The 21,282-nt window shown below is 65.4% G+C and carries 23 protein-coding genes; 10 read left to right on the top strand and 13 right to left on the bottom strand.

Going from position 1 to position 21,282, the window contains the following annotated elements:
• Window positions 1-84 precede the first annotated feature (84 nt).
• Entirely contained in the window at window positions 85-1,656 is a 1,572-nt protein-coding gene (locus ABIE56_RS08035; RefSeq protein WP_429243289.1) for a hemolysin family protein, read from the top strand.
• Window positions 1,657-1,698: 42 nt separating this feature from the next.
• Here the strand turns inward: ABIE56_RS08035 and ABIE56_RS08030 are convergent, their stop codons facing one another.
• Window positions 1,699-2,130 carry an MAPEG family protein gene (locus ABIE56_RS08030; protein WP_429243288.1) on the bottom strand — a complete coding sequence of 144 codons (432 nt, stop codon included), beginning with the start codon at window positions 2,128-2,130 and terminating at the stop codon, window positions 1,699-1,701.
• A 107-nt stretch (window positions 2,131-2,237) separates the two neighbouring features.
• Between ABIE56_RS08030 and ypfJ the strand changes: the two genes are divergently transcribed.
• Together ypfJ and ABIE56_RS08020 are read left to right on the top strand one after the other, a co-directional pair.
• Window positions 2,238-3,116 (top strand): KPN_02809 family neutral zinc metallopeptidase, encoded by an 879-nt coding sequence (ypfJ, locus tag ABIE56_RS08025; protein ID WP_429243287.1) that lies wholly within the window; start codon window positions 2,238-2,240, stop codon window positions 3,114-3,116.
• Between the two features lie 7 nt (window positions 3,117-3,123).
• The gene (locus ABIE56_RS08020) at window positions 3,124-3,465 is read left to right on the top strand and encodes a YkgJ family cysteine cluster protein (RefSeq protein ID WP_429243286.1); all 342 of its coding nucleotides are present in this window, start codon (window positions 3,124-3,126) and stop codon (window positions 3,463-3,465) included.
• Between the two features lie 518 nt (window positions 3,466-3,983).
• On the opposite strand, the gene ABIE56_RS08015 is transcribed toward ABIE56_RS08020, so the two are convergent.
• Both ABIE56_RS08015 and ABIE56_RS08010 read right to left on the bottom strand, forming a co-directional pair.
• Window positions 3,984-4,115 carry a hypothetical protein gene (locus ABIE56_RS08015; RefSeq protein WP_429243285.1) on the bottom strand — a complete coding sequence of 44 codons (132 nt, stop codon included), beginning with the start codon at window positions 4,113-4,115 and terminating at the stop codon, window positions 3,984-3,986.
• Between the two features lie 522 nt (window positions 4,116-4,637).
• Entirely contained in the window at window positions 4,638-6,494 is a 1,857-nt protein-coding gene (locus tag ABIE56_RS08010; RefSeq protein ID WP_429243284.1) for a DEAD/DEAH box helicase, read from the bottom strand.
• 145 nt (window positions 6,495-6,639) lie between these two features.
• On the opposite strand from ABIE56_RS08010, the gene fghA reads away from it, so the two are divergent.
• Both fghA and rimJ read left to right on the top strand, forming a co-directional pair.
• Entirely contained in the window at window positions 6,640-7,488 is an 849-nt protein-coding gene (fghA, locus tag ABIE56_RS08005; RefSeq protein ID WP_429243283.1) for an S-formylglutathione hydrolase, read from the top strand.
• The gene (gene rimJ / locus ABIE56_RS08000; RefSeq protein ID WP_429243282.1) at window positions 7,485-8,039 is read left to right on the top strand and encodes a ribosomal protein S5-alanine N-acetyltransferase; all 555 of its coding nucleotides are present in this window, start codon (window positions 7,485-7,487) and stop codon (window positions 8,037-8,039) included. Before fghA ends, rimJ begins: the two co-directional genes overlap by 4 nt.
• Here the strand turns inward: rimJ and ABIE56_RS07995 are convergent.
• The 4 genes from ABIE56_RS07995 to ABIE56_RS07980 form a co-directional block, all read right to left on the bottom strand.
• Entirely contained in the window at window positions 8,023-8,463 is a 441-nt protein-coding gene (locus ABIE56_RS07995; RefSeq protein ID WP_429243281.1) for a hypothetical protein, read from the bottom strand. The two genes, rimJ and ABIE56_RS07995, sit on opposite strands and share 17 nt — an antisense overlap.
• Before the next feature lie 91 nt (window positions 8,464-8,554).
• Window positions 8,555-9,973, bottom strand: a complete 1,419-nt coding sequence (locus ABIE56_RS07990) for a DEAD/DEAH box helicase (RefSeq protein WP_429243280.1) — start codon at window positions 9,971-9,973, stop codon at window positions 8,555-8,557.
• Window positions 9,974-10,258: 285 nt separating this feature from the next.
• A complete protein-coding gene (locus ABIE56_RS07985; protein ID WP_429243279.1) occupies window positions 10,259-10,924 on the bottom strand; it encodes a class I SAM-dependent methyltransferase in 666 nt (221 codons plus the stop codon).
• Between the two features lie 61 nt (window positions 10,925-10,985).
• Window positions 10,986-11,351, bottom strand: a complete 366-nt coding sequence (locus tag ABIE56_RS07980; protein WP_429243278.1) for a hypothetical protein — start codon at window positions 11,349-11,351, stop codon at window positions 10,986-10,988.
• A gap of 141 nt (window positions 11,352-11,492) precedes the next feature.
• On the opposite strand from ABIE56_RS07980, the gene ABIE56_RS07975 reads away from it, so the two are divergent.
• Window positions 11,493-12,728, top strand: a complete 1,236-nt coding sequence (locus ABIE56_RS07975; RefSeq protein ID WP_429243277.1) for an MFS transporter — start codon at window positions 11,493-11,495, stop codon at window positions 12,726-12,728.
• A gap of 53 nt (window positions 12,729-12,781) precedes the next feature.
• Window positions 12,782-13,270 (top strand): FKBP-type peptidyl-prolyl cis-trans isomerase, encoded by a 489-nt coding sequence (locus tag ABIE56_RS07970; RefSeq protein ID WP_429243374.1) that lies wholly within the window; start codon window positions 12,782-12,784, stop codon window positions 13,268-13,270.
• A 79-nt stretch (window positions 13,271-13,349) separates the two neighbouring features.
• Here ABIE56_RS07970 and ABIE56_RS07965 read toward each other — a convergent pair whose 3' ends face one another.
• From ABIE56_RS07965 to ABIE56_RS07950, 4 genes are all read right to left on the bottom strand, one after another.
• Window positions 13,350-13,757 (bottom strand): DUF6326 family protein, encoded by a 408-nt coding sequence (locus tag ABIE56_RS07965; protein WP_429243276.1) that lies wholly within the window; start codon window positions 13,755-13,757, stop codon window positions 13,350-13,352.
• A complete protein-coding gene (locus ABIE56_RS07960; RefSeq protein ID WP_429243275.1) occupies window positions 13,757-14,431 on the bottom strand; it encodes a DUF4386 domain-containing protein in 675 nt (224 codons plus the stop codon). The genes ABIE56_RS07965 and ABIE56_RS07960 overlap by 1 nt, the downstream gene beginning before the upstream one ends.
• A 101-nt stretch (window positions 14,432-14,532) precedes the next feature.
• Window positions 14,533-14,985, bottom strand: a complete 453-nt coding sequence (locus ABIE56_RS07955; RefSeq protein ID WP_429243274.1) for an organic hydroperoxide resistance protein — start codon at window positions 14,983-14,985, stop codon at window positions 14,533-14,535.
• A gap of 129 nt (window positions 14,986-15,114) precedes the next feature.
• Window positions 15,115-15,687 carry a C40 family peptidase gene (locus tag ABIE56_RS07950; protein ID WP_429243273.1) on the bottom strand — a complete coding sequence of 191 codons (573 nt, stop codon included), beginning with the start codon at window positions 15,685-15,687 and terminating at the stop codon, window positions 15,115-15,117.
• A 133-nt stretch (window positions 15,688-15,820) separates the two neighbouring features.
• Between ABIE56_RS07950 and ABIE56_RS07945 the strand changes: the two genes are divergently transcribed.
• The 3 genes from ABIE56_RS07945 (at window position 15,821) to hutG (ending at window position 19,333) form a co-directional block, all read left to right on the top strand.
• Entirely contained in the window at window positions 15,821-17,080 is a 1,260-nt protein-coding gene (locus tag ABIE56_RS07945; RefSeq protein ID WP_429243272.1) for an NAD(P)/FAD-dependent oxidoreductase, read from the top strand.
• A gap of 77 nt (window positions 17,081-17,157) precedes the next feature.
• A complete protein-coding gene (gene gorA, locus ABIE56_RS07940) occupies window positions 17,158-18,519 on the top strand; it encodes a glutathione-disulfide reductase (protein WP_429243271.1) in 1,362 nt (453 codons plus the stop codon).
• A gap of 16 nt (window positions 18,520-18,535) precedes the next feature.
• Complete coding sequence (hutG, locus tag ABIE56_RS07935) at window positions 18,536-19,333, top strand: N-formylglutamate deformylase (protein ID WP_429243270.1); 798 nt, start codon at window positions 18,536-18,538, stop codon at window positions 19,331-19,333.
• Between the two features lie 78 nt (window positions 19,334-19,411).
• Here the strand turns inward: hutG and ABIE56_RS07930 are convergent, their stop codons facing one another.
• Together ABIE56_RS07930 and ABIE56_RS07925 are read right to left on the bottom strand one after the other, a co-directional pair.
• A complete protein-coding gene (locus ABIE56_RS07930; RefSeq protein WP_429243269.1) occupies window positions 19,412-19,840 on the bottom strand; it encodes a RidA family protein in 429 nt (142 codons plus the stop codon).
• Window positions 19,824-21,275, bottom strand: coding sequence for an aldehyde dehydrogenase (locus ABIE56_RS07925; protein WP_429243268.1), 1,452 nt, complete (start codon window positions 21,273-21,275; stop codon window positions 19,824-19,826). The genes ABIE56_RS07930 and ABIE56_RS07925 overlap by 17 nt, the downstream gene beginning before the upstream one ends.
• Between the last annotated feature and the right edge of the window lie 7 nt (window positions 21,276-21,282).

Here is a 21,282-nt window from a genome sequence, read left to right as displayed (position 1 = left end):
GGCTTCCGGCACAGACCTTCACATTTGCCCTGTATAGTCACCGGTCACTTATAGGAGGAAAGGTGGCGCTCCCGGCGCCGTCCCATGTTTGCATTCGACTGGTTAGCCGACCCTTCGGCCTGGGCGGGTCTTCTCACGCTGATCGTGCTGGAGATCGTCCTCGGTATCGATAACCTGGTGTTTGTCGCGATCCTCGCCGACAAGCTCCCCGCCCGCCAGCGCGACCACGCGCGCCTGCTGGGCCTTGGCCTCGCGCTGGTCATGCGCCTGTGCCTGCTGGCCGCCATGTCCTGGCTGGTCACGCTTACCCAGCCCTTGTTCCAGTGGAATGGGTTCGGGTTGTCCTGGCGCGACCTCATCCTGCTCATCGGCGGCGCGTTCCTGCTATTCAAGGCCACGCTCGAGCTGCATGAGCGCCTCGAGGCCGGCGACGACCATGAAGGCAAGGGCGCCCGCAAGGCCAGTTTCTGGCTGACTGTCGCGCAGATCGTCATCCTCGATGCGGTGTTCTCGCTGGATTCGGTCATCACGGCGGTCGGCATGGTCGATCACCTGTCGATCATGATGGTGGGCGTGGTGGTGGCCATGGCGCTGATGATCACCGCCAGCAAGCCGCTCACCGCATTCGTCAACGCGCGGCCCACGGTGGTCATCCTGTGCCTGTCCTTCCTGCTGATGATCGGCTTCAGCCTGATCGCGGAAGGCTTTGGCTTCCACATTCCCAAGGGCTACCTGTACGCCGCGATCGGCTTCTCGATCATGATCGAGGTGTTCAACCAGACCATGCGCCGCAACCGGCGCCGCTCGCTGCTGCTTGGCGGCCGCATCATGCGTGACCGCACCGCCAAGGCCGTGTTGCGCCTGCTGGGCGGCAGCGTGGATGAAGAAGGCGAGGGCAAGAAGGCGCCTGACGTGGAGCAGGCGGAGCCGTCGGTCTTCGGCCGGGACGAACTGGAGATGGTGCAGGGCGTGCTGGATCTGTCGCAGCGTCCCGTACGCTCGATCATGACACCGCGCACCGAGATCGTCTGGGTCGATCCCTCCGATGACCTGTCGAGCCTGCTCACCGAAGCCCGTGAATCGCCGCACCACTGGATGCTGGTGGCGAACGGTGACCTGGATGAGCTGATTGGCGTCACGTCATCCCGCGACCTGCTGGCCAGCCTGACCGAGCATGGCCGCCTGGTAACGGAAACGGCCGTGCGCAAGCCGATCACCGTGCTGGAATCGCTCAGCGTCCTGCGCCTTATCGACGAGTTCCGCCGCGCGCCGTTGCAGGTCGCGCTGGTCGTCGATGAGTACGGCAGCATCCTTGGCCTGGTCACGCCGGCCGACGTGCTCGAGACCATCGCCGGTGAATTCCCCCACGAAAGCGGTGAAGGCGATCCTTCGGCGGTCAGTGAGCCGGATGGCGCGTGGCTGCTCGATGCCAGCCTGGACGTTCGCCGCGTGGAGCACCTGCTGGGCCACCGCCTGCCCGGCGCCAGCGAGGGCAATTTCGCCACGCTTGCCGGTTTTGTACTTCAGCAGCTGGGCCGCTTGCCGGGCGTGGGCGATACGTTCGAAAGCGAACGGCTGGCCTTCGAGGTCACCGCGATGGAGGGCGCCCGCATCCAGCGCGTGCGCGTTGTTGAGCTGCCCGCTACAGACGACTGACCCGGCGGACTCCGCCTGATGCGACTCCTGGACGGCAGGGTATTAGCCCTGCTGCGTCGCGTCGTCCGCCGGCGCGGCGTTGTTCTCCATGATGGCCATGCCGATCCCGCCGGCGGCCATCAGCATGAGGACCGCCCAGGCGAGCATGGAAACCATGTAACCCGGCCCACGGCGCGAGGCGTCGCGCAGGTACGAGATGGCGTACCACAGGCGTCCCGCCAGCCAGACCATGCCGGCGATGCCCGCCCACAGCGGATCCACGTACTGGGCGGCCAGCCACAGCGCCGGAATGAACATCACGGCGTTTTCCAGCGTGTTCATCTGTACCCGCCAGGCCCGTTCGAAGGCCGGATCGCCCGAGATCGCCGGTGCCTTGATGCCGTAGCGGCTGCGGGCACGGCCCACGGCCCATACCGTGAAGAACATCAGGAGCAGGGTGAGCAGGGTGACGACGGCGGGGAGCTGACTGTTCATGAAACGATCCGGGGGACGACGCAAACCCCCGAGTTTACCGGTAACGGTCCGTGCGATCATGCGGCACAGGTCTCGCGGGGGCGCGCGGACGGGGAGAGGAGGACGCCATGCTCTGGGAAAAAGGCCGTAGAAGCGACAACGTGGAAGACGCCGGCGACAGCGGCGGTGGCGGCGGACCCTCCTTCGGCGGCGGCCGGGGGCTGGGCATCGGCGGCATCATCCTGCTCGCCATCCTTGGCCTGGTGTTCTACAAAGACCCCACGGCCCTGCTTAGCGGTGATGGCTCGGTCGCGCCGCCACAGAGCCAACAAGCGCCCCGGCACGCACAGACTGCCGAGGCCAACGATCCGCAAGTGGACTTCGTCCGCGCGATCCTGGGCGAGACCGAGGACACCTGGGGCGAGATCTTCGCGGCCAACGGCCAGCAGTATGAGCAGCCCAAGCTGGTGCTGTTCCGCAATGGCGTCCGTACGGCCTGCGGCTCGGCCTCATCGGCGGTGGGCCCGTTCTATTGCCCGGGTGACCACCGGGTTTACCTTGATCTCGGTTTCTTCCAGCAGATGCAGCAGCAGTTCCACGAATCCGGCGACTTTGCTCGTGCCTATGTCATTGCACATGAAGTGGGCCACCACGTGCAGAACCTGGTCGGCGTGTTCGATAAGGTGAATGAAGCACGGCGTCGCGGGGCACGCATGGAAGGCGCGAATGGCTTGTCGGTGCGCCAGGAACTGCAGGCCGATTGTTTCGCAGGTGTATGGGCGAACCATTCGCAGCAGCGGCAGCACTGGCTGCAGCAGGGTGATATCGAATCGGCGCTCAATGCGGCGACGGCTATCGGTGACGATAAACTGCAGGAGCAGGCGCAGGGCCGCGTGGTGCCGGATTCATTCACCCATGGCACATCGCAGCAGCGCGTGCATTGGTTTACCGTTGGCTTCCAGTCCGGCGATATCGGTAAGTGCAATACGTTTTCAGGTTCGATCTGATCAGCTTATGTCTCACCCTTGCATGCGCTGCGGCGCCTGCTGCGCGGCGTTTCGCGTGGCGTTTCACTGGATGGAAACTGATGCGGCCGGCGGCGTGACGCCGGCCGGGCTGACCGAGCAACTCGGGGCGCACCGGGTGAATATGCTGGGCACGAACACCTATGAGCCGCATTGCACGGCACTGGTGGGTGAGGTGGGGGTGGCGACGCATTGCGGCATTTATGCGCTGCGCCCGTCGCCTTGCCGGGAGTTGAAGGCGGCATGGGAAGATGGCACGCCTAGCCCGCAGTGTGACCGGGCGCGCGCTAAGTACGGCATGCCGCCGCTTACGTTGGCAGACTTCGCCTAGCGCTCGCCGTTGGCGTCGCGCGGATGAAGCGGTTCATTCGCTTTGGGCAAATGCGTGTTTCTAGCGGCTGCGCCGCCTCGCTCTGGTGGTGTTGAGGCGAAGAGCCGTCGGTGCCCACCCTCGCTGCTCAGACAGGTCCTCCGCGTTCGGACCGGATGGCCGCTAACGCGGCCCATGTACTTATTTGGCCTACGGCCGCTCTCTTGTGCGGAACTCGCCTCGAGGGTGGGCACCGACGGCTCTCTTCACCCATGAGGTGGCGTGATGGGCGAGCTCGCATCTTGTGCCGCCATGCCCTTGCAGGAAGCCAACCTGTGGCCGACAGCTTGCGCGATACCGCGGCAGGGCCTGCGTGCCTCGCGAAACATGTCGCCCACAGGATCGGCCTGTGTCTTTGCCGCGGCGTAGGCCGATGGGTGAGAGCGGAGTGCGGCATGCCGATGATGGCCGGTGCCAGGAGCACGTGTAGGAGCGTGCTTGCACGCGATCAGCCGACGCAGCGATGACGCCGTAACCCATCACTGCGCGACGGCCACCACAGTCGCCGGCAGCTGAGACGGGCTGGCCGTGACAAACGAACCCATGGCCAAGACGCAGGTCAGCACGGCCGCGACGAAGAAGGACTTGAGCAGGAAGGTTTCAGTTTTCATGGTGATGTTCCGTGAGGTGGGGCGATTGGGGCCAGGCCCCGTTGCCCAAGACGTTGCATCCGCCGTGCCAATCCCGCCGACGGCCCACAAACGGCGCCACGACGCCGCTTGCGCCGAACCAAGCCACACGACCACCACTGTCCGCGGACGAAGCCGCTGTCCGTCCGCAGGTGTCCGAACGCACCAATCTCCCCGCAGACAATGCCGCGGCTCTCCCACCACCCAACCTCTAGGATCAAAAGAGCCGTCGGTGCCTACCCTCGAGGCGAGTTCCGCACAAGAGAGCGGCCGAAGGCCAAATAAGTACACGTGCCGCGCAGCGGCATTCCGCACCGAACGCGGAGGACCTGTCTGAGCAGCGAGGGTAGGCACCGACGGCTCTCTGCCTCAAGCCCACCAGAGCGAGGCGGCGCAAGCCGCTGGTCACACGCGTTCGCGAACGCGAATGATCCGATTAGATACCGCGAGGCCGAAGGCGAGCCCGCAAACAAAAAGCCCGGCTAGAGCCGGGCTTTTTGTCGATCAGTAATCGCGCTTGCGGCGCGGCGGCTTGCCGCCACCCGGTGCGCCCGAGCGGGCACCCTGCGGGCGGAAGTTGCCGCGGGGGCGCTGCGGCGGCGCGCCGCTCTGCGGCTGCTCCGTGCCATCCCACTCGCTGATCTTCAGCTGCTGCTGCGCCACCCACACCTTCTTCAGGTGATTGAACGTTTCCGCCGGCATGCCATCCGGCAGATCGATCAGGCTGTAATCGTCACGGATGCTTACACGGCCGATGAACTTGGCTTCTACGCCGCCTTCGTTGGCGATCGCGCCCACGATATTGCCCGGCTTCACGCCATGCTCGTGGCCCACTTCGATACGGTAGGTCTTCTTACCCGATTCCGTGGTGTGCGGACGCGGCTGGCGCATGCCTTCGCGCACCGGGCGGCGATCGTTGAAATCGCCACCATCACGCGGGCCGCGGTCGCGGTCGAAATCGCGCTGCGGGCGCTCACGGTCGTACTCGCGCGGCGGGCGTTCGGAGTACTCACGCTTGGCCGGCGGCTCAAGCAGCAGCGGCTGGTCGCCCTGGGCGATCTTGGCCAGCGCAGCGGCGATCTCGATCGCCGGCACGTTGTGTTCCTGCTCGAACTTCTCGACCAGCTGCTGGAACAGGCCCAGGTCGCCCGACGCCAGCGTATCGGTGATGCGCTGGTTGAACTTGTTCACGCGCGTGTCGTTCACCGCCTCGATGGTCGGCAGCTGCATCTGCTCGATCGGCTGGCGCGTGGCGCGCTCGATCTGGCGGAGCAGGTTCTTCTCACGCGGGGTGACAAACAGGATGGCCTCGCCGTTACGGCCCGCGCGGCCGGTGCGGCCAATGCGGTGCACGTACGACTCGGTGTCGTGCGGGATGTCGTAGTTCAGCACGTGGCTGATGCGATCCACGTCGAGACCGCGGGCGGCGACGTCGGTGGCGATCAGGATATCGAGCTTGCCGTTCTTCAGCTGCTCGATCACGCGCTCGCGCTGGGCCTGGGCCATGTCGCCATTGATGGCGGCGGCCGCGAAGCCACGTGCCTGCAGCTTGCTGGCCAGTTCTTCGGTAGCCGACTTGGTGCGGGCGAACACGATCATGGCATCGAAGCTTTCGGCTTCGAGGATACGGGTAAGCGCATCCAGCTTGTGCACGCCGCTGACCCACCAGTAACGCTGGCGGATGTTCGCCGCGGTGGTGGTCTTGTTCTTGATCGTGATCTCGACCGGATCCTTCAGGTACGTCTGCGCGATGCGGCGGATGGGTGCCGGCATGGTCGCGGAGAACAGGGCCACCTGGCGGCCTTCCGGCGTGGCCTGCAGCAGCTTCTCGACATCGTCGATGAAGCCCATGCGCAGCATTTCGTCGGCCTCATCGAGTACCACGAACTTCAGGGCGGAAAGATCCAGCGTGCCCTTGTCCAGGTGATCGATGATGCGGCCGGGGGTGCCGACCACGATCTGCGCACCGCGCTTCAGGCCCTGCAGCTGCGGGCCGTAGCTCTGGCCGCCGTAGATCGGCAGGACCTGGAAGCCCGGCATGTAGGTGGCGTACTTCTGGAACGCCTCGGCCACCTGGATGGCCAATTCGCGGGTAGGGGCAAGCACGAGGGCCTGCGGTTTGCCCGGCTTCACGTCGATGCGCGAAAGGACCGGCAGCGCGAACGCCGCGGTCTTGCCGGTGCCGGTCTGGGCCTGGCCGATCACGTCGCGGCCTTCGAGCAGCGGCGGGATGGTGGCGGCCTGGATGGGCGAAGGGGTCTCATAACCCACATCGGTCAGGGCGCGGACGACGTTAGCGTCGAGCGCGAGCGCGCTGAAACCGGGCAGGGCCGGAGCGTTGTCAGTATCGGGGGATGTCATGGCAGCCTCGGGGAGGGGCGCGGCGGCGGATTCGGCGCCGGGCAGTAACGGTATTGTAGCAGCGATCAGGGGCTTACGTGGCACGCCGTGGCTGTTTGTCACGCCGGCGTTACACTCATCGGTCAGTTTCCAGAGGGGTAAAGGCATGGCGGCGATTGATACGGTGTCGGAGCAGCGCTGCTTCGGGGGGATACAGGGCTTTTACACGCATGTTTCCGAGGCGTGCGGCGGCCCCATGAAGTTTGCCGTTTACCAGCCACCTGCGGCGGAAAAGGGCCCTGTGCCAGTCCTGTGGTACCTGGCCGGCCTGACCTGTACGGCGGAAACCTTCACGATCAAGGCGGGCGCCCAACGCCTGGCCGCGGAACTGGGCCTGGCCCTGGTCATGCCCGATACCAGCCCGCGTGACACCGGGATCGCCGGGGCCACCGGCGACTGGGAATTCGGCGAGGGCGCCGGGTTCTACCTGGATGCCACCCAGGAGCCCTGGGCGGCACGGTTCCGCATGTACAGCTACCTCATCGATGAGCTGCCGCGGCTGGCGCAGGAACGCTTCCCATTTGACATGGGCCGGCAGGGCATCTTCGGGCATTCGATGGGCGGCCATGGCGCACTGACCCTGGCCCTGCGCAACCCGGGCCGTTATCGATCGCTGTCGGCGTTCGCGCCCATCGTGGCGCCGGCGAACGTGCCCTGGGGCCAGAAGGCGTTTCCCCGGTACCTGGGCAATGACAAAAAAGCCTGGCGCAAACACGATGCCACCGCGTTGATCGAAGACGGCGCCCGCTTCAACGGCACCATCCTGATCGACCAGGGCGAGGCCGATGGTTTCCTGGTGAACCAGCTGCAGCCGCAGCGTTTTGAAGCGGCCTGCGAGGATGCGAAGCAGGCCCTCGAGCTGCGCATGCACGCTGGCTACGACCACAGCTACTACTTCATCCAGAGCTTCGTGGAAGATCACCTGCGCCACCATGCGAAAGTGCTGACCGCATGAGTGAACCCGTCCGCATGCGCACGTCGCGCTTGCTCATCCGCCTGCTCGATATCGAGGAGGCGGAGCTGCTCCTGCGCTACCGCGTGGAGAACCGCGAGCACCTGCGGCCGTGGGAACCCTTGAGAAACGCATCGCATTACACGCTGGAGGGTTGCCGCCAGACGATCGAAGCCGGCCTGGAAGCGGCCCGCTCCGATCGTGGGTTTCCCTTCGTCATGCTGACGCCGGATAGCAGCGAAATGGTTGGCAGCTTCACCTTCGCCAACGTGGTACGCGGCGTTTTCCAGGCCTGCCACCTTGGCTATGGCATCGGCCACAAGCACGAAGGGAAGGGGCTGATGTTCGAGGCCCTGGATGCGGCGGTGCGTTACGCGTTTGGCCCGCTGGATTTCCACCGGGTCATGGCGAACTACATGCCGCGCAACGACCGCAGCGGCCGCCTGCTGGAACGGCTGGGCTTTGAAAAAGAAGGCTACGCCAAGCGCTACCTGAAGATCGAAGGCCTGTGGGAAGACCACGTGCTCACGGCGAAGATCAGAACGCAGGGGTAAACGGCGACGCCCCCGTGGGCGTGGGTTTCTTGCCATCGGCGGAGAACAGGGCGGACCACGCCGCGCGTTCTTCCCAGGCCAGCCAGAGATAGCTCGCCAGTACGAAGATATGCGGGCCAAACGCCTCGCCTTCGGTCACGAAGTGGAAGCCGAAGATCACGACGACCGGGGCGGCGAGCAGCAACAGGGCCAGTGCCGTCATGCGGTGGGCGATGAGTGCCACGCCCGCGTAGGTAAACAGGACGCCAAGCAGCGGCATGATGAATCCGCTGGCACCCAGGCCGGCGATAAAAGCGCGCCCGGCATTGGTGTGCGGTGCCGGAGGTTCCCAGAACCCGAAGATGTGGTTCAGGCCGGCGAAGATGAATAGCAGGCCGAACAGGGTGCGCAGGGTGTGCGTGGTGAAGCGATGGAAACGGGTCATGCGGGGTGGTACCTACATCGGAAAGGGCCTGCCAAGCCCCGCATGATCCCGATTGCCGCACGGGCGCACCATCGCCCATGCGGCTAGGCCATCAGGCCTTGTTGGTGGCCGGGCCGCGACGCTGGCGACGGCGCTTGTGGTTGCCGGTGTTCTCACCCGTACCTGCGGCCGAATGGCCGTGCGGGCGGTGCGAGGACGGACGACCGCCATTGCCCGAGCGGCCCTGGCCGCCTTCGCCCTGGCCATTGCCCGCGTGGCGCTGGCCACCCTGGCGCTGACCACCTTGGCCCTGGCGCTGGCCACCGCCACCACCACCGCCGGCCTGGCGCTGCTGCTGCTTCGGACGTGGCGCACCGGCATCCAGGCGCAGCGGCGTGCTTGGCTCGAAGCCTTCCACGTTCACCAGCTCAAGGTCGGATTTCAGCAGGCGGCGGATATCCCGCAGCAGGCCCGATTCATCGTGGCTGACCAGCGATACCGCCTGGCCTTCGGCGCCCGCGCGGCCGGTGCGGCCAATGCGATGCACGTAATCCTCGGCCACCATCGGCAGGTCGAAGTTGATCACCACCGGCAATTGGTCGATATCGATGCCGCGGGCGGCGATATCGGTAGCCACAAGCACCGTGGTACGGCCGGTCTTGAAATCCGACAGCGCACGGGTGCGGGCATTCTGGCTCTTGTTGCCGTGGATGGCGGCGGCACGCAGGCCGGCCGCTTCCAGGAAACGCACGAGTTTGTCGGCGCCGTGCTTGGTGCGGCTGAACACCAGGGTCTGGCGGCGGCTGTCCTGCGCCAGCAGGTGCAGCAGCAGGTCGCGCTTCTTCGCCGCATCCACCGGGTGTACGCGGTGGGTCACGGTGTTGGCCACGGTGTTGGCCGGAGCCGTGGAAACCTCGCGCGGCTCACGCATGAACTGCTGCGCAAGCGCCTTGATTTCCGGTGCGAACGTGGCCGAGAACAGCAGCGTCTGGCGCTTCTGCGGCACGGCGGAGAGGATCCGCTTGAGCGCCGGCAGGAAGCCCATGTCGAGCATGCGGTCGGCCTCGTCGAGCACAAGCACTTCGACCTTCGAAAGGTCGACCGAGCGCTGCATCATGTGGTCGATGAGACGGCCCGGGGTGGCGACGACGACTTCCACGCCACGGCGCAGGGCGTGCAGCTGGTTGCCCATGCCAACGCCACCGAAGATCACCGTGCTGCTGATGCGCACGTACTTGGCGTAGTCGGAAAGGTTGTCCTGCACCTGTGCCGCGAGTTCACGGGTGGGGGTGAGGATAAGCACGCGGATGGGGCGGCGGCCCTCGAGCATCGGCGTGTTGGCCAGCTTGTGCAGCACGGGCAGGAGGAAAGCGGCGGTCTTGCCGGTGCCGGTCTGCGCGGCGGCCATCAGGTCGCGGCCCGCGAGGACCTCGGGAATGGCGGCGGCCTGGATCGGCGTCGGCTTCTCGTAGCCGGCCTCAGCAAGCGCGCGCAGCAACGCGGGCGCTAGGCCCAGCGATTCAAAGGACATTGGGGGTGACTCCTGTGTGCCCGGGCGTTCCCTGGAACCGCGCCGCGAGCGATGAATTCGGCGGCCGCGCGTGCCAAGAAGGGCAACGGGCTGGCCGGTGTCGTGCGCGCTGTTCGGGGGTGGGGGAGGGGCGCGGTCCTACGGTTCAGGACCGGCGCCGAAGCTCCGCAAGGGAGTCGATAGCGACGGCACGACTCGCCGATTCTAGCACGTTTTGCGGCGCAACATACGCCGCCATGGTTTCAGCCGTTCTTGGCCATGTAAGCGCGATGCTCCCGTTCATCTTCAGGCCGCATGGCGCGAGGCTGTCATCAGCCAGCTGTTGTAGGGGGTGTGGCCGAACAGGGGGCGGAAGCGGACGTGGATGCCGCGCGGCTCCAGCACCTGGCGTATATCGCCCTCGGTCGGAAAGTACTGGGCACCCCCGGGAATCCAGCCCACGGCCTTGATGAAACGCTCCTCGAGCACCGTGGCGCGGTAACGCCACGAGCCATCGCGGATGACACTGCGCAGGATCAGCACGCCGTCGTCGGCCAGGTGGTCCACCGCGTTGGCCAGCAGTTCCGCCTGGCGATCCTCGGGCAGGTAATGCAGGACATCCAGCAAGGCCACATGGCCGCGAAGGCCCTGCGGCGCTGTCGCCTCATCCTGGCGAAGGGTCAATTCGCGCGCGAGGCCGGCGCGCTGCGCGGCTTCGCGACCCATGGCGATCTTGCGCGGGTCGTTATCCAGGCCCACGTAACCTTCCAGCGCATCGATGGCGTGCAGGTAATGGCCAAGAAGGCCCAGCCCGCAGCCGATATCGAGCAGCGGCAGGCGCCGGCCGGCGATAGCGGCGGCGCACGCGGAATACACCGGATCGGTGGCCAGTTTGCCGTGGATATAGAAGCGATCGCCGCGGCGACTGAAGCGGGAGGCGATGCGTTGCCGCACGTGGCGGTCTGGAATCATGGTTTGGGTGCCATCCATGGGTGTGGCGGGGCATGGACATGCCCCGCCAGGTTGAGAGCGATCAGTTCTGTGGCGGTGCGCTGCCCTTGTTGACGTAGGCATTGTATTCGGCGGCGTTCAGTCGGCCATTGTGGTCCAGGTCGGCTTCGCCAAAGTGGGCGCGGAGTTGCTTCAGCGCTTCGTTATCTTTCGGAATCTGGCTACGCGTAATGCCCTTGCCATCCTTGTCGAGGTCGGAGAAGGCCGGTGCGCCGCTGGATTCACCCGATGCGCCGGGTGTGGAAGCATGTGGGCTTTGCCCCGTGGCCTCCACCTGCGGATGCGCCGCGGGTTGTGGCGACGGCTGCGGCGCGGCCTGGGCAAATGCTGTCCCGGTGGCGAGCGCGCTGGAGAGGCAGAGCGAAACGATCAAGCGCGGAAACTGCATGGCGTCCTCCGTTGGTCGTGGTGGTGTCGTTGCTGACAGCACGGGCAAGTGTAGCGGCGCCCTGTCATGGGGCCGTGAGCCCCATGTTGGTATTTCGCGCTGTGCTAGCCTCTGCCGCGGTCTGTCATTGAGGAAATTCTGATGCCGTTGCCTGCCGCGCTGCGCGAACTGAACCACACCCAGCGGCACACGGTCATCGCCAGTTTCCTGGGCTGGACCCTCGATGCCTTCGACTATTTCCTGCTGACCTTCGTCATCCTGGCCGTGGCGCACGAGTTCAACGTGCCCAAGGCCGAGGTCACCTACGGCTTGTTCCTGACCCTCGCGGCGCGTCCGCTCGGCGCGCTCATCTTTGGCCGGCTGGCCGATCGCTACGGCCGCCGCCCGGTTTTGATGTTCGATATCGTGCTTTTCTCCGTGCTCGAAATCGCTTGCGCGTTCGCACCCAGCCTGGCCGTGCTGCTCGGGCTGCGTTTCCTGTTCGGCATTGCCATGGGGGGCGAGTGGGGCATCGGCGCATCCCTGGCCATGGAGTCCATCCCGCCAAAATCGCGCGGCTTCGTATCGGGCCTGCTGCAGAGCGGCTACCCGTGCGGCTTCTTCCTCGCGGCGCTGGCCAACTGGTTGCTGGTGGATCACATCGGCTGGCGCGGCCTGTTCATCGTGGGTGCGTTGCCAGCCCTGCTGGTGCTGTACATCCGTCGCAAGGTGCCCGAATCCCCGGTATGGGAAGAGCGCAAGAAGCAGCCGCGCGAGGGCGTCATGGATTCCATGCGCGGGCATTGGAAGCTCTTTGTCTACCTCATGCTGCTGATGGCCGCATTCAACATGTTCAGCCATGGCTCGCAGGACATGTACCCAACCTTTGTGCAGGAGACGCTGAAAATCCCGGCGGGCTCAGCGACGGCCTTCATGCTGACGGCGTTGTTGAACCTTGGCGCCCTGGCAGGCGGACTCACGTTTGGCTCGATGTCCGAAAAAATCGGCCGTCGCAAGGCGATCATCATCGCCGCCCTGCTGGCGATCCCGGTCATCCCGCTGTGGATGTACGGCGGCTCGCTGCTGTTGCTGGGCCTGGGCGCCTTCCTTATCCAGGTGATGGTGCAGGGCGCCTGGGGCGTCGTGCCCACCCACCTCAACGAGCTTTCCCCGGATGCCGTGCGCGGCACCTTGCCTGGTTTCGCCTACCAGATGGGCAACCTGCTGGCCGCCATCACGGCGACGGCGCAGACCTGGCTGGCCGACCAGCGTGGGGGCGATTTCGCCTTCGCCATGTCAGTCTGGATTGCCGCCGTCGCCGTGCTGCTGGCGGTGCTGACCTGGCTGGGTCCCGAGGCCCGGGGCAGGGGCTTTGGCCGGGATAGCGGGGCGGCGTGACGCCGGGCCCGGGGCCCGGTAAAATGCCCCGTTTTCATCCGGTAGAAACCATCATGCAGGCTGGCAAGGACAAGGTCATCTCGTTCCATTACACCCTCTCCGTCAATGGCGAGAAGGTCGAAAGCTCGATCGAGGGCGGTGATCCGCTGTGGATCCTGCTGGGCCACGGCCAGCTGATCCCGGGCATGGAAGCGGGTCTGGAAGGCAAGTCGGCCGGTGACAAGTTTGACCTCGAAATCGCGCCTGAACAGGGCTACGGCGAGCGTCGCGAAGGCGCCACCCAGCGCGTGCCGAAGAAGTACTTCCCGAACCAGGGCAAGGGCCTGAAGGCTGGCGACACGACCGTTCTGTCACTCAAGGAAGGCGGCCAGCAGGCCGTGGTCGTGCAGAAGGTCGGTTCTAGCGTGGTCGATATCGACACCAACCACCCGATGGCCGGCAAGACCCTCACCTTCAACATCGATGTGCAGTCGGTGCGTGATGCGTCGGAAGAAGAGATCGCACACGGCCACGCCCACCCGAACGGCGACGGCGCGCACTAAGCGCCACGCTTTCCGGTGCAACAAAAAAGGCGGCCATCTGGCCGCCTTTTTTTTCGCACCCCTACAGATGTCTCTCGTGTCAGGCGAGCCGTGGCCAGCGCCAGGCGGTTACCACCGTGGCAAGGCTCAACAGTACCTCGATCACGCCCAAGGTCAGGTAGAACGCGGGCGCGCCTGGCATGGTGAGCAGCATGATGGCGGCGTAAACCACGCCGAGCACGATATTCATCCATTTGCCGAGCCCAGCTGGCAGTGCCATCGAGCCGAACACCATCAACGCCGGAACCGCCATCATCAGGCTTACGCCGACTAGCACGCCTGCAGTCGTCGGCCCAAGCGGCCCGAAGCTACCGTCGATCATTTCCTGCAACTTGCCCTTGCCGTACAAGCCGAAGTAATCGCCATACACGTAGCAGAACATCAGCGATGTCCATAGGCCGGCGAGGCGCAAGCGCACCGGAACCCTTGTGTCTTCGAGCCTTGCCATTACGCGAGCTCCTTCTGGCGGAAACCGGGGCGGGCGCCCAGGGCGGTCAGCCAGAGCGCAAACGCGATCTCGCCAAACTGTACGGGGGCGCATAGGGAAGAAAGCGTGGGCGCGAACGAGGGCCATGCGAACCCTGCGATGCATTGCGCGATGTAGGCGATGCCGTTGAGCAGAAGCCAGGCTGCAAGCAAGCGTGGCAAGAAGCCCGAATGCCATACCAGCATGGCCAGGGGTAGAAGCCACAGGCCCCAGAAAAGCTCGGCGGCGACGACCATGCGATCGTGGAGCCGGAGGAACAGTTCAGCAAGGGCGAATCGCTGGGCCTCGGAAAACGCATCAAGATAGGGCGCGCCCTTCGAAAGGATGATCGCGGCCGCATCGTTACCCACGTTTACTACGTAGAGGGCCGCCGGAAGAATCCCACCCAGGATCACCAGCGTATTGGCTATATCGCGGTGCACGCCGATGAGCAGCCGCCGCAGCGAGAACGTCAGGAACAGCATCGCGACGCCCGACAGCAGATCGGTCAGTATCCCTGCACGAAAGAGTGCGAGGTGCTCGATGACATCACGCGCCGACCCATCGGGAACGACGACTAGCCGCACGGGGGCGGCGAGAATCACAACGAGAAACCAAAGCCCGGCGATGCGGGCCTGCTTGTCCAACGGTGTCATGCCCCATCCCTGTGTCGTGGCGTTGGCGCACTGTGCGCCACGCCCGGCGACATTCCCTGTGCCGGAAGATGGGGGCGTGGTGCCCCCATCCGGTGGAAGGCTTAGGCGAGTGCCTTGCCGTTCACGCTCACGTCCACATCGATGTTGCCGCGGGTGGCGTGCGAGTACGGGCAGATATCTTCGTGGGCGGTCTTGACGATGTCCTGGGCGGTGGCGTCATCCACGCCCGGCAGGCTCACGGCCAGCTTCACGTTGATCGCAAAGCCCGAACCCTGGCGCGGACCGATGCCGACTTCGCTCTTCACCGACGCGCCGTCGACCTTGACCTTCTTCTGGCCAGCCACGAAGCGCACGGCGCCTTCGAAGCAAGCGGCGTAACCGGCCGCGAACAGCTGTTCCGGATTGCTGCCGCCGCCATTGCCACCCATTTCCTTCGGCAGGCGCAGCTGCAGGTCGATCAGGCCGTCGTTGCTCTTGACGTGGCCCTCGCGGCCGCCGGCGACCTCAGCGTGGGCGGTATAGAGGACCTTTTCGATTTTCGACACGTTGCTCATGGAAGCTTTCCTTTCTGGCTGACAGGGGAGGAAGCACCGGGTCGTCCCGGGCCGTGAAGCTAGTAGAGCACGCAATTAAATAGCGCGCAATCTAATTTATCCGGAAGCAGGGTCTATGTTGCCTTTCGTTCAGTTTAGAACGCGTCGACCATAGACAAAGTTTTCCTTCCAGTAGGCGCCATCGAGCTCATCCAGGCGCACCGTGCCGCCGGAATTGGGCGCATGCACGAACCGGCCCTTGCCCACGTACACGCCCACATGTGTGACGTGACCACGGCCGAAGAAGACCAGGTCGCCGCTTTCGAGGTCGGATTCGCTCACCTTTGGCTTGTCGAGCGACGCCATCTCGGTCGATGTGCGCGGCAGCCGCAGGCCGGTGGAAGTCAGGTAGATGTAGTTGACCAGACCACTGCAGTCGAAGCCGCCGGCGGGGGTATTGCCGCCCCAGCGGTACGGGGTGCCTACCAGGCCGATTGCGCGGAACAGCACGTCGTTCGCGGCGTCTGCCGGCGGCGCGGCGGCGGGCTTGGTCGACCAGTTCAGGTTTTTGGCCAGCGGCACGGCCGACGCGGGGTTGTTCCGCTGCGACGACGACGGACGATGCGGGCTGCTGCCGCAGGCGGCGAGCAGCGCCAGCGTGGCGCCCAGCGCTACGCACCCGATGGCGCGAAGCGGGGAAAGGGTGGGTATCACTGGCTGCATCGGGCGTTTCCCCTGTCAGGATCGGCACGGGGAGGGTATCAAATCAATGATTTGCGTGGAATACCTCTCAATCTGCGCGAATTTATCTCCTGGACAGGGCGCCACGGCGGGGACCGCCCGTTAAACTGGCGCCATGGATAGATCCCGAAGTGATGTGCTGATCATGGGCGGGGGCGTGGTCGGCCTGGCTTGTGCGCTTTACCTGCTCAAAGCTGGCGCCAGTGTGCGAGTGCTCGAACAGCACACGCCTGGCAGCGGCAGTTCGCACGGCAACTGCGGCACCATCACCCCCAGCCATGCCGGGCCGCTGACCATGCCCGGTATGGTGGGGACGGCGTTGCGCTCCATGCTGCGCAAGGACGCGCCGCTGTACGTGAATCCACTTCCCGATCCCGAGCGCGCTCGCTGGTTGCTCGGCTTTGCGCGCCGTTGCACGTGGCGCGACTACCAGCGTGCCGGTGAGGCGCGTGGCGCCATCCTCGCTCGATCGCGCGCGCTGATCGGCGAGCTGATCGCCACCGATGAGCTGGCTTGCGAGTTCGAGGATGTGGGCGAGCTGTACGTCTACCGCGACGAACGCGCGCTGCAGAACGACCGGCCGCACGTGGAGCTCTTGCGCCGCCTGGGCATGGACGTGCGCGTGCTCATGGGCGACGACGTGCTGGCGCTGGAGCCTTCGCTGCGCGATGGCGTGGTCGGCGGGCTCCTGCACCCCGGTGATGCGCGCCTGCGTCCCGACCTTTACGTGGCCGAACTCGCTCGCCGCGTGCGCGAACTCGGCGGCGCGATCGAAACCGGTGCGCGCGTCGATTCTTTCGTGACCGATGGTGCGCGTATTACCCATGTGCGTACGACCGGCGGTGTGTTCAGTGGTGACCGCGTGGTGATGGCGTTGGGTGCGTGGTCGCCGCTGGTAAGCAAGTTGCTCGATATCCGCCTGCCGATGCAGCCTGGCAAGGGTTACTCCCTCACATGGGAACGGCCACCGGTGAACGCGCCCACGCACTCGCTCGTGTTGCGCGAGGCGGCGGTCTGCGTTACCCCATGGGTTTCCGGCTATCGCCTTGGCAGCACCATGGAGTTCTCGGGCTTTGCCGAGGGCTTGAACGAGGTGCGCATCGACGCCTTGCGCCGCGGCGCCTCCGAATACCTGCACGAACCCGAAGGGCAGGGTGAGGTCACGCCATGGTGGGGCTGGCGGCCGATGAGCGTGGATGAAGTGCCGATCATCGGGCCGAGCTCGCAGTGGTCGAATCTCGTGTATGCCACGGCGCACGGCATGCTCGGCATCAGCATGTCGGCGGCGACGGGCGAGCTGGTCGCGGGGCTGCTGGCTGGCCCCGCACCGGTGCTGGATGCCGCGCCTTACTCACCTGCGCGCTTCGGGCTGTAACGGGGCCGCGAATTCACACGCAACGCTAGGACGACTTTGTTACGGTGTCGCCACCCCTTGTCCCACTGGAGCCACGCATGTCCGACGAAGCCTTCGACCTCATCGTGATCGGGGGAGGCTCCGGTGGCCTGGCATCGGCGATCCGCGCGGCAAAACACGGCGCGAACGTCGCCCTGGTGGAACCACGTGAACTGGGCGGGCTGTGCGTGAACCATGGCTGCGTGCCGAAGAAAGCGATGTGGTACGCCGCACAGATGGCCGAGGCGCAATACATCGCGCACGACTACGGTTTCACCGATAAGCCCGGCGAGCTCGACTGGCCGGGCTTCATCGCCCGGCGGCAGGCTTACATCGAGCGCATCCACGGTAGCTACCGGCAGCAGCTGGATAAGTGGAACGTGACCCTTGTCCATGCCACGGCGCGCTTCATCGAGCCGCATCGGCTCGCTGCCGGCGAGCGGATCCTGACGGCACCCCACATCATTATCGCCACGGGGTCTTCCTCTAACCGGCTGGACAAGCCCGGCTTTGACCTGGGCGTGTCGTCCGATGGCTTCTTCGATCTGCGCGCGTGCCCCAAGCGCACCGCGATCGTTGGCGGCGGCTATGTCGCGGTCGAGCTTGCTGGCGTACTGCGTGCGCTCGGGAGCGAGGTGGATCTCTATGTACGCAACCGGCTTATGGGCGGGTTCGATGAGGAGATGGCTTACCAGCTCGGTGAGGAGATGGCCAAGCACGGTATCGTTATCAATTACGAATGCCAGATCGACGCGGTGCACGGCACGCCCGGTGCATTGGTGCTCGATTGCGACAAGGGTACGAAGCCCGGCCCATATGACCTGCTGATCTGGGCGGTCGGCCGGCATGGCAATACCGCCTCACTGGACCTTAGCGCCATCGGCCTGGGCACCAACAGCGATGGCCAGATCGAGGTCGATGATTTCCAGGAAACCGGCATACCCGGCGTATACGCCGTGGGCGATGTCACCCAGCGCATGGCGCTGACGCCGGTGGCGGTCAATGCCGGGCGCAAGCTGGCCGATCGGCTCTTTGGTAACCTCCCGCGTTCGAAGCTCGATTACCAGAACATACCCAGCGTGGTGTTCTCGCATCCGCCGCTCGGCACCGTGGGCATGAGCGAGCAGGAGGCCCGTAGCGCCTATGGCGACGAGGTACACCTGTACAAGCAAACCTTCGTGCCCATGCAACTGGCGCTGGCCCACCGGCCTATGTATGTCCGCTTCAAGCTCATCTGCGTGGGCGAGGAGTCGCGCATCGTGGGCATGCAGATGCTGGGCCCGGGGGTGGACGAAATCCTGCAAGGTTTCGCGGTGGCCGTGAAGATGGGCGCCACGAAGGGCGACCTGGACGCCACCATGGCCATCCACCCGACGTCGGCCGAGGAAATGGTGACCATGGGTGATCGCGTCCCCGGTTGAGCATTACACTGCGCCCATGACCCCGTACTCCCTGCACCGCGGCACCGCGCCGCTCCTGATCAGCCTGCCGCACAACGGCAGCGTCATCCCCGATGAGATCGCCGCGCGCATGAAGCGGCCGGCGCGCCGTTCGCCTGACACGGACTGGCATGTGGCGGAGCTCTATGACTTCGCCAGGGGCATGGGCGCGAGCGTGATCCGCCCGGTGGTGTCGCGTTACGTCGTGGACCTGAACCGCCCGGCCGATGGCCACGCGCTTTACCCGGGCAAGAAGGAAACCGGCCTGGTGCCGACCATCATGTTCGATGGCCACGACATCTACCGTGGCGGCGCCGAGCCGGAGGCCGAGGAGATCGCCGACCGGGTGAAGCACTGGTGGAAGCCCTACCACCGCGCCCTGTGGGATGAGCTTAGCCGGCTGCGGAAGCTGCACGGCCACGTGGTGTTGTGGGATGGGCATTCGATCCGGAGCCATGTGCCCATGCTGTTCGACGGCAAACTACCGGACCTCAACCTGGGTACCGCCGATGGCATCAGTTGCCATGGCGCCCTGCAGGCGAAGGTCGCCGCCATCCTCGAAGCGCAGAGCGATTACTCGTTCGTGGTGAATGGCCGGTTCAAGGGCGGCTACATCACCCGCAACTACGGCAAGCCGGAAGAGGGCATCAGCGCCATCCAGCTCGAGCTGTCGCAGATCACCTACATGGACGAAGACAGTTTCGAATACCTGCCCAAGCAGGCCGCCCGCGTCCAGCTACTGATCAGCGACATGCTCCAGGCCTGCCTCGATGGCGCGAAGGAACTCACCTTGTAGGAGCGCGCTTGCGCGCGATCCGCCGTCAGGCGGCCAGCTTGCAGCTCTCCGTAGCAAACGCATCGCGCAAGCGCGCTCCTACACCGGTAGCGCTGCCACGCATTTCAGCTCGATCGCGATGGGCGTGGGCAATGCGGTGACGCCGACCGTTGTCCGGCACGCATCCACGCCCGCGAACGCTTCTGCGTACAGCCGGTTATAGGTCGCGAAATCGCGGTTCATATGGGTGAGGAACACGGTGACATCCACCAGATCCTCCCAGCGCGCGCCGCTCGCCTCAAGCACGGCACGTACGTTGGCAAACACCTGCCGGCACTGCGCCTCGATGTCGTAAGCCACCAGGATGCCATTCGCATCCATCACGTTGCCCGGCACGGCGTTCGTGCCTGGGGTGCGCGGCCCAACGCCGGACAGGAACAGCAAGTTGCCCACGCGACGCGCATGGGGATAGGCACCCACCGGCGCGGGAGCGCCATCGGTGCGGACGATGTCAGAGTCCGTGGTCAATGCAGACATTCCTTGCTTCAGTGAAGAAACGCATGGCATCGAAGCCGCCTTCGCGGCCCACGCCCGATTGCTTGCTGCCACCGAATGGCGTGCGCAGGTCGCGCAGCATCCAGCAATTCACCCACACGATGCCGAAATCCAGCTTCGCCGCCATACGGTGGGCGCGGGAAAGATCGCGGGTCCACAGCGAAGCGGCCAGCCCGTAGGGCGTGCCGTTCGCGATCGCCAGCGCCTCATCCTCAGTATCGAAGGGGATAAGCGTCACGACCGGCCCGAAGATCTCTTCCTGGTTTGTCGCGGCATCGAACGGCAGGCCTTCGATCACGGTGGGTGCCACGAACCAGCCCCCGGCGCAGCGGCCGCCCACGGCGACCTGTTCGCCGCCCGCGAGGATGCTGCCGCCTTCGCCACGGGCGCGCTCGATGCAGCCCATGACCTTGTCGAAGTGCGCCTTCGATACCAGCGCGCCAAGGTCGCTGCTCGCCACCTGCGGATCGCCTACGCGCAGTGCTCGCACGCGTTCGAGATAGGCTTCGCGGAACCGCTCGTAGATGCCGCGTTGTACGAGCAGCCGCGACCCGCACAGGCAGATCTCGCCCTGGTTGGCGAAGCCCGAGCGGACAATCGTGGCCATCGTGGTGTCGTTGAACTCGAAATCATCGAACACGATGGCGGGGTTCTTGCCACCCAGCTCGAGCGATACCTTTTTAAGCCGCGGTGCGGCGGCCGAGGCGATCGCCACGCCGGTGCGCGTGCTGCCGGTGAACGACACCGCTTTCACGGCATCGTGCACGACGATGGCTTCGCCGACGGCGGGGCCGGTGCCGTGGACGATATTGAAGATGCCGTCGGGAAAGCCCGCCTCCTTCACCAGCGTGCCGAGCAACCACGCTGTGTACGGGGTGACTTCGGAGGGCTTGGCCACCACGGCGTTGCCGGCGGCCAGGGCAGGGGCCACTTTCCACGTGAACAGATAGAGCGGCAGGTTCCATGGGCTGATGCAACCGACCACGCCCAGCGGCAAGCGAAGGGTGTAATTGATAGCGCCGTGTTCCATGGCGTGCGACTCGCCGGCGAACTGGGTGGCCGCCGCCGCGAAGAAACGCAGGTTGGCAATGGCGCGGGGAATATCCAGCGCGCGGGCCAGGGCGAGCGGCTTGCCGCTGTCCTGCGATTCCGCCGCGGCGAACGCCTCGAGCCGTGTTTCGATCAGGTCGGCCAACCGGTACAGGCAGCGGGCGCGGGCGTCGGCTGGCAGGGTTGACCAGCGCAACTGCGCCCGGGATGCCGCCGCCACCGCATCGGCGACGTCCTCGGCGGCGGAATCCGGGCAGCGGGCATAGGGCTGGCCCACGGCGGGGTCGATCACATCCAGGTAGCGGCCGCTACGTGGGGCCCTTGGCTCGCCATCAATCAGGTTGCTGAGCGTGAGCATGGGCGCA

Origin of the sequence: Luteibacter sp. 621, from assembly GCF_050435445.1 — a bacterium.
Classification (GTDB): Bacteria; Pseudomonadota; Gammaproteobacteria; order Xanthomonadales; family Rhodanobacteraceae; genus Luteibacter.
This window is presented reverse-complemented; position numbering and strand designations above follow the sequence as displayed.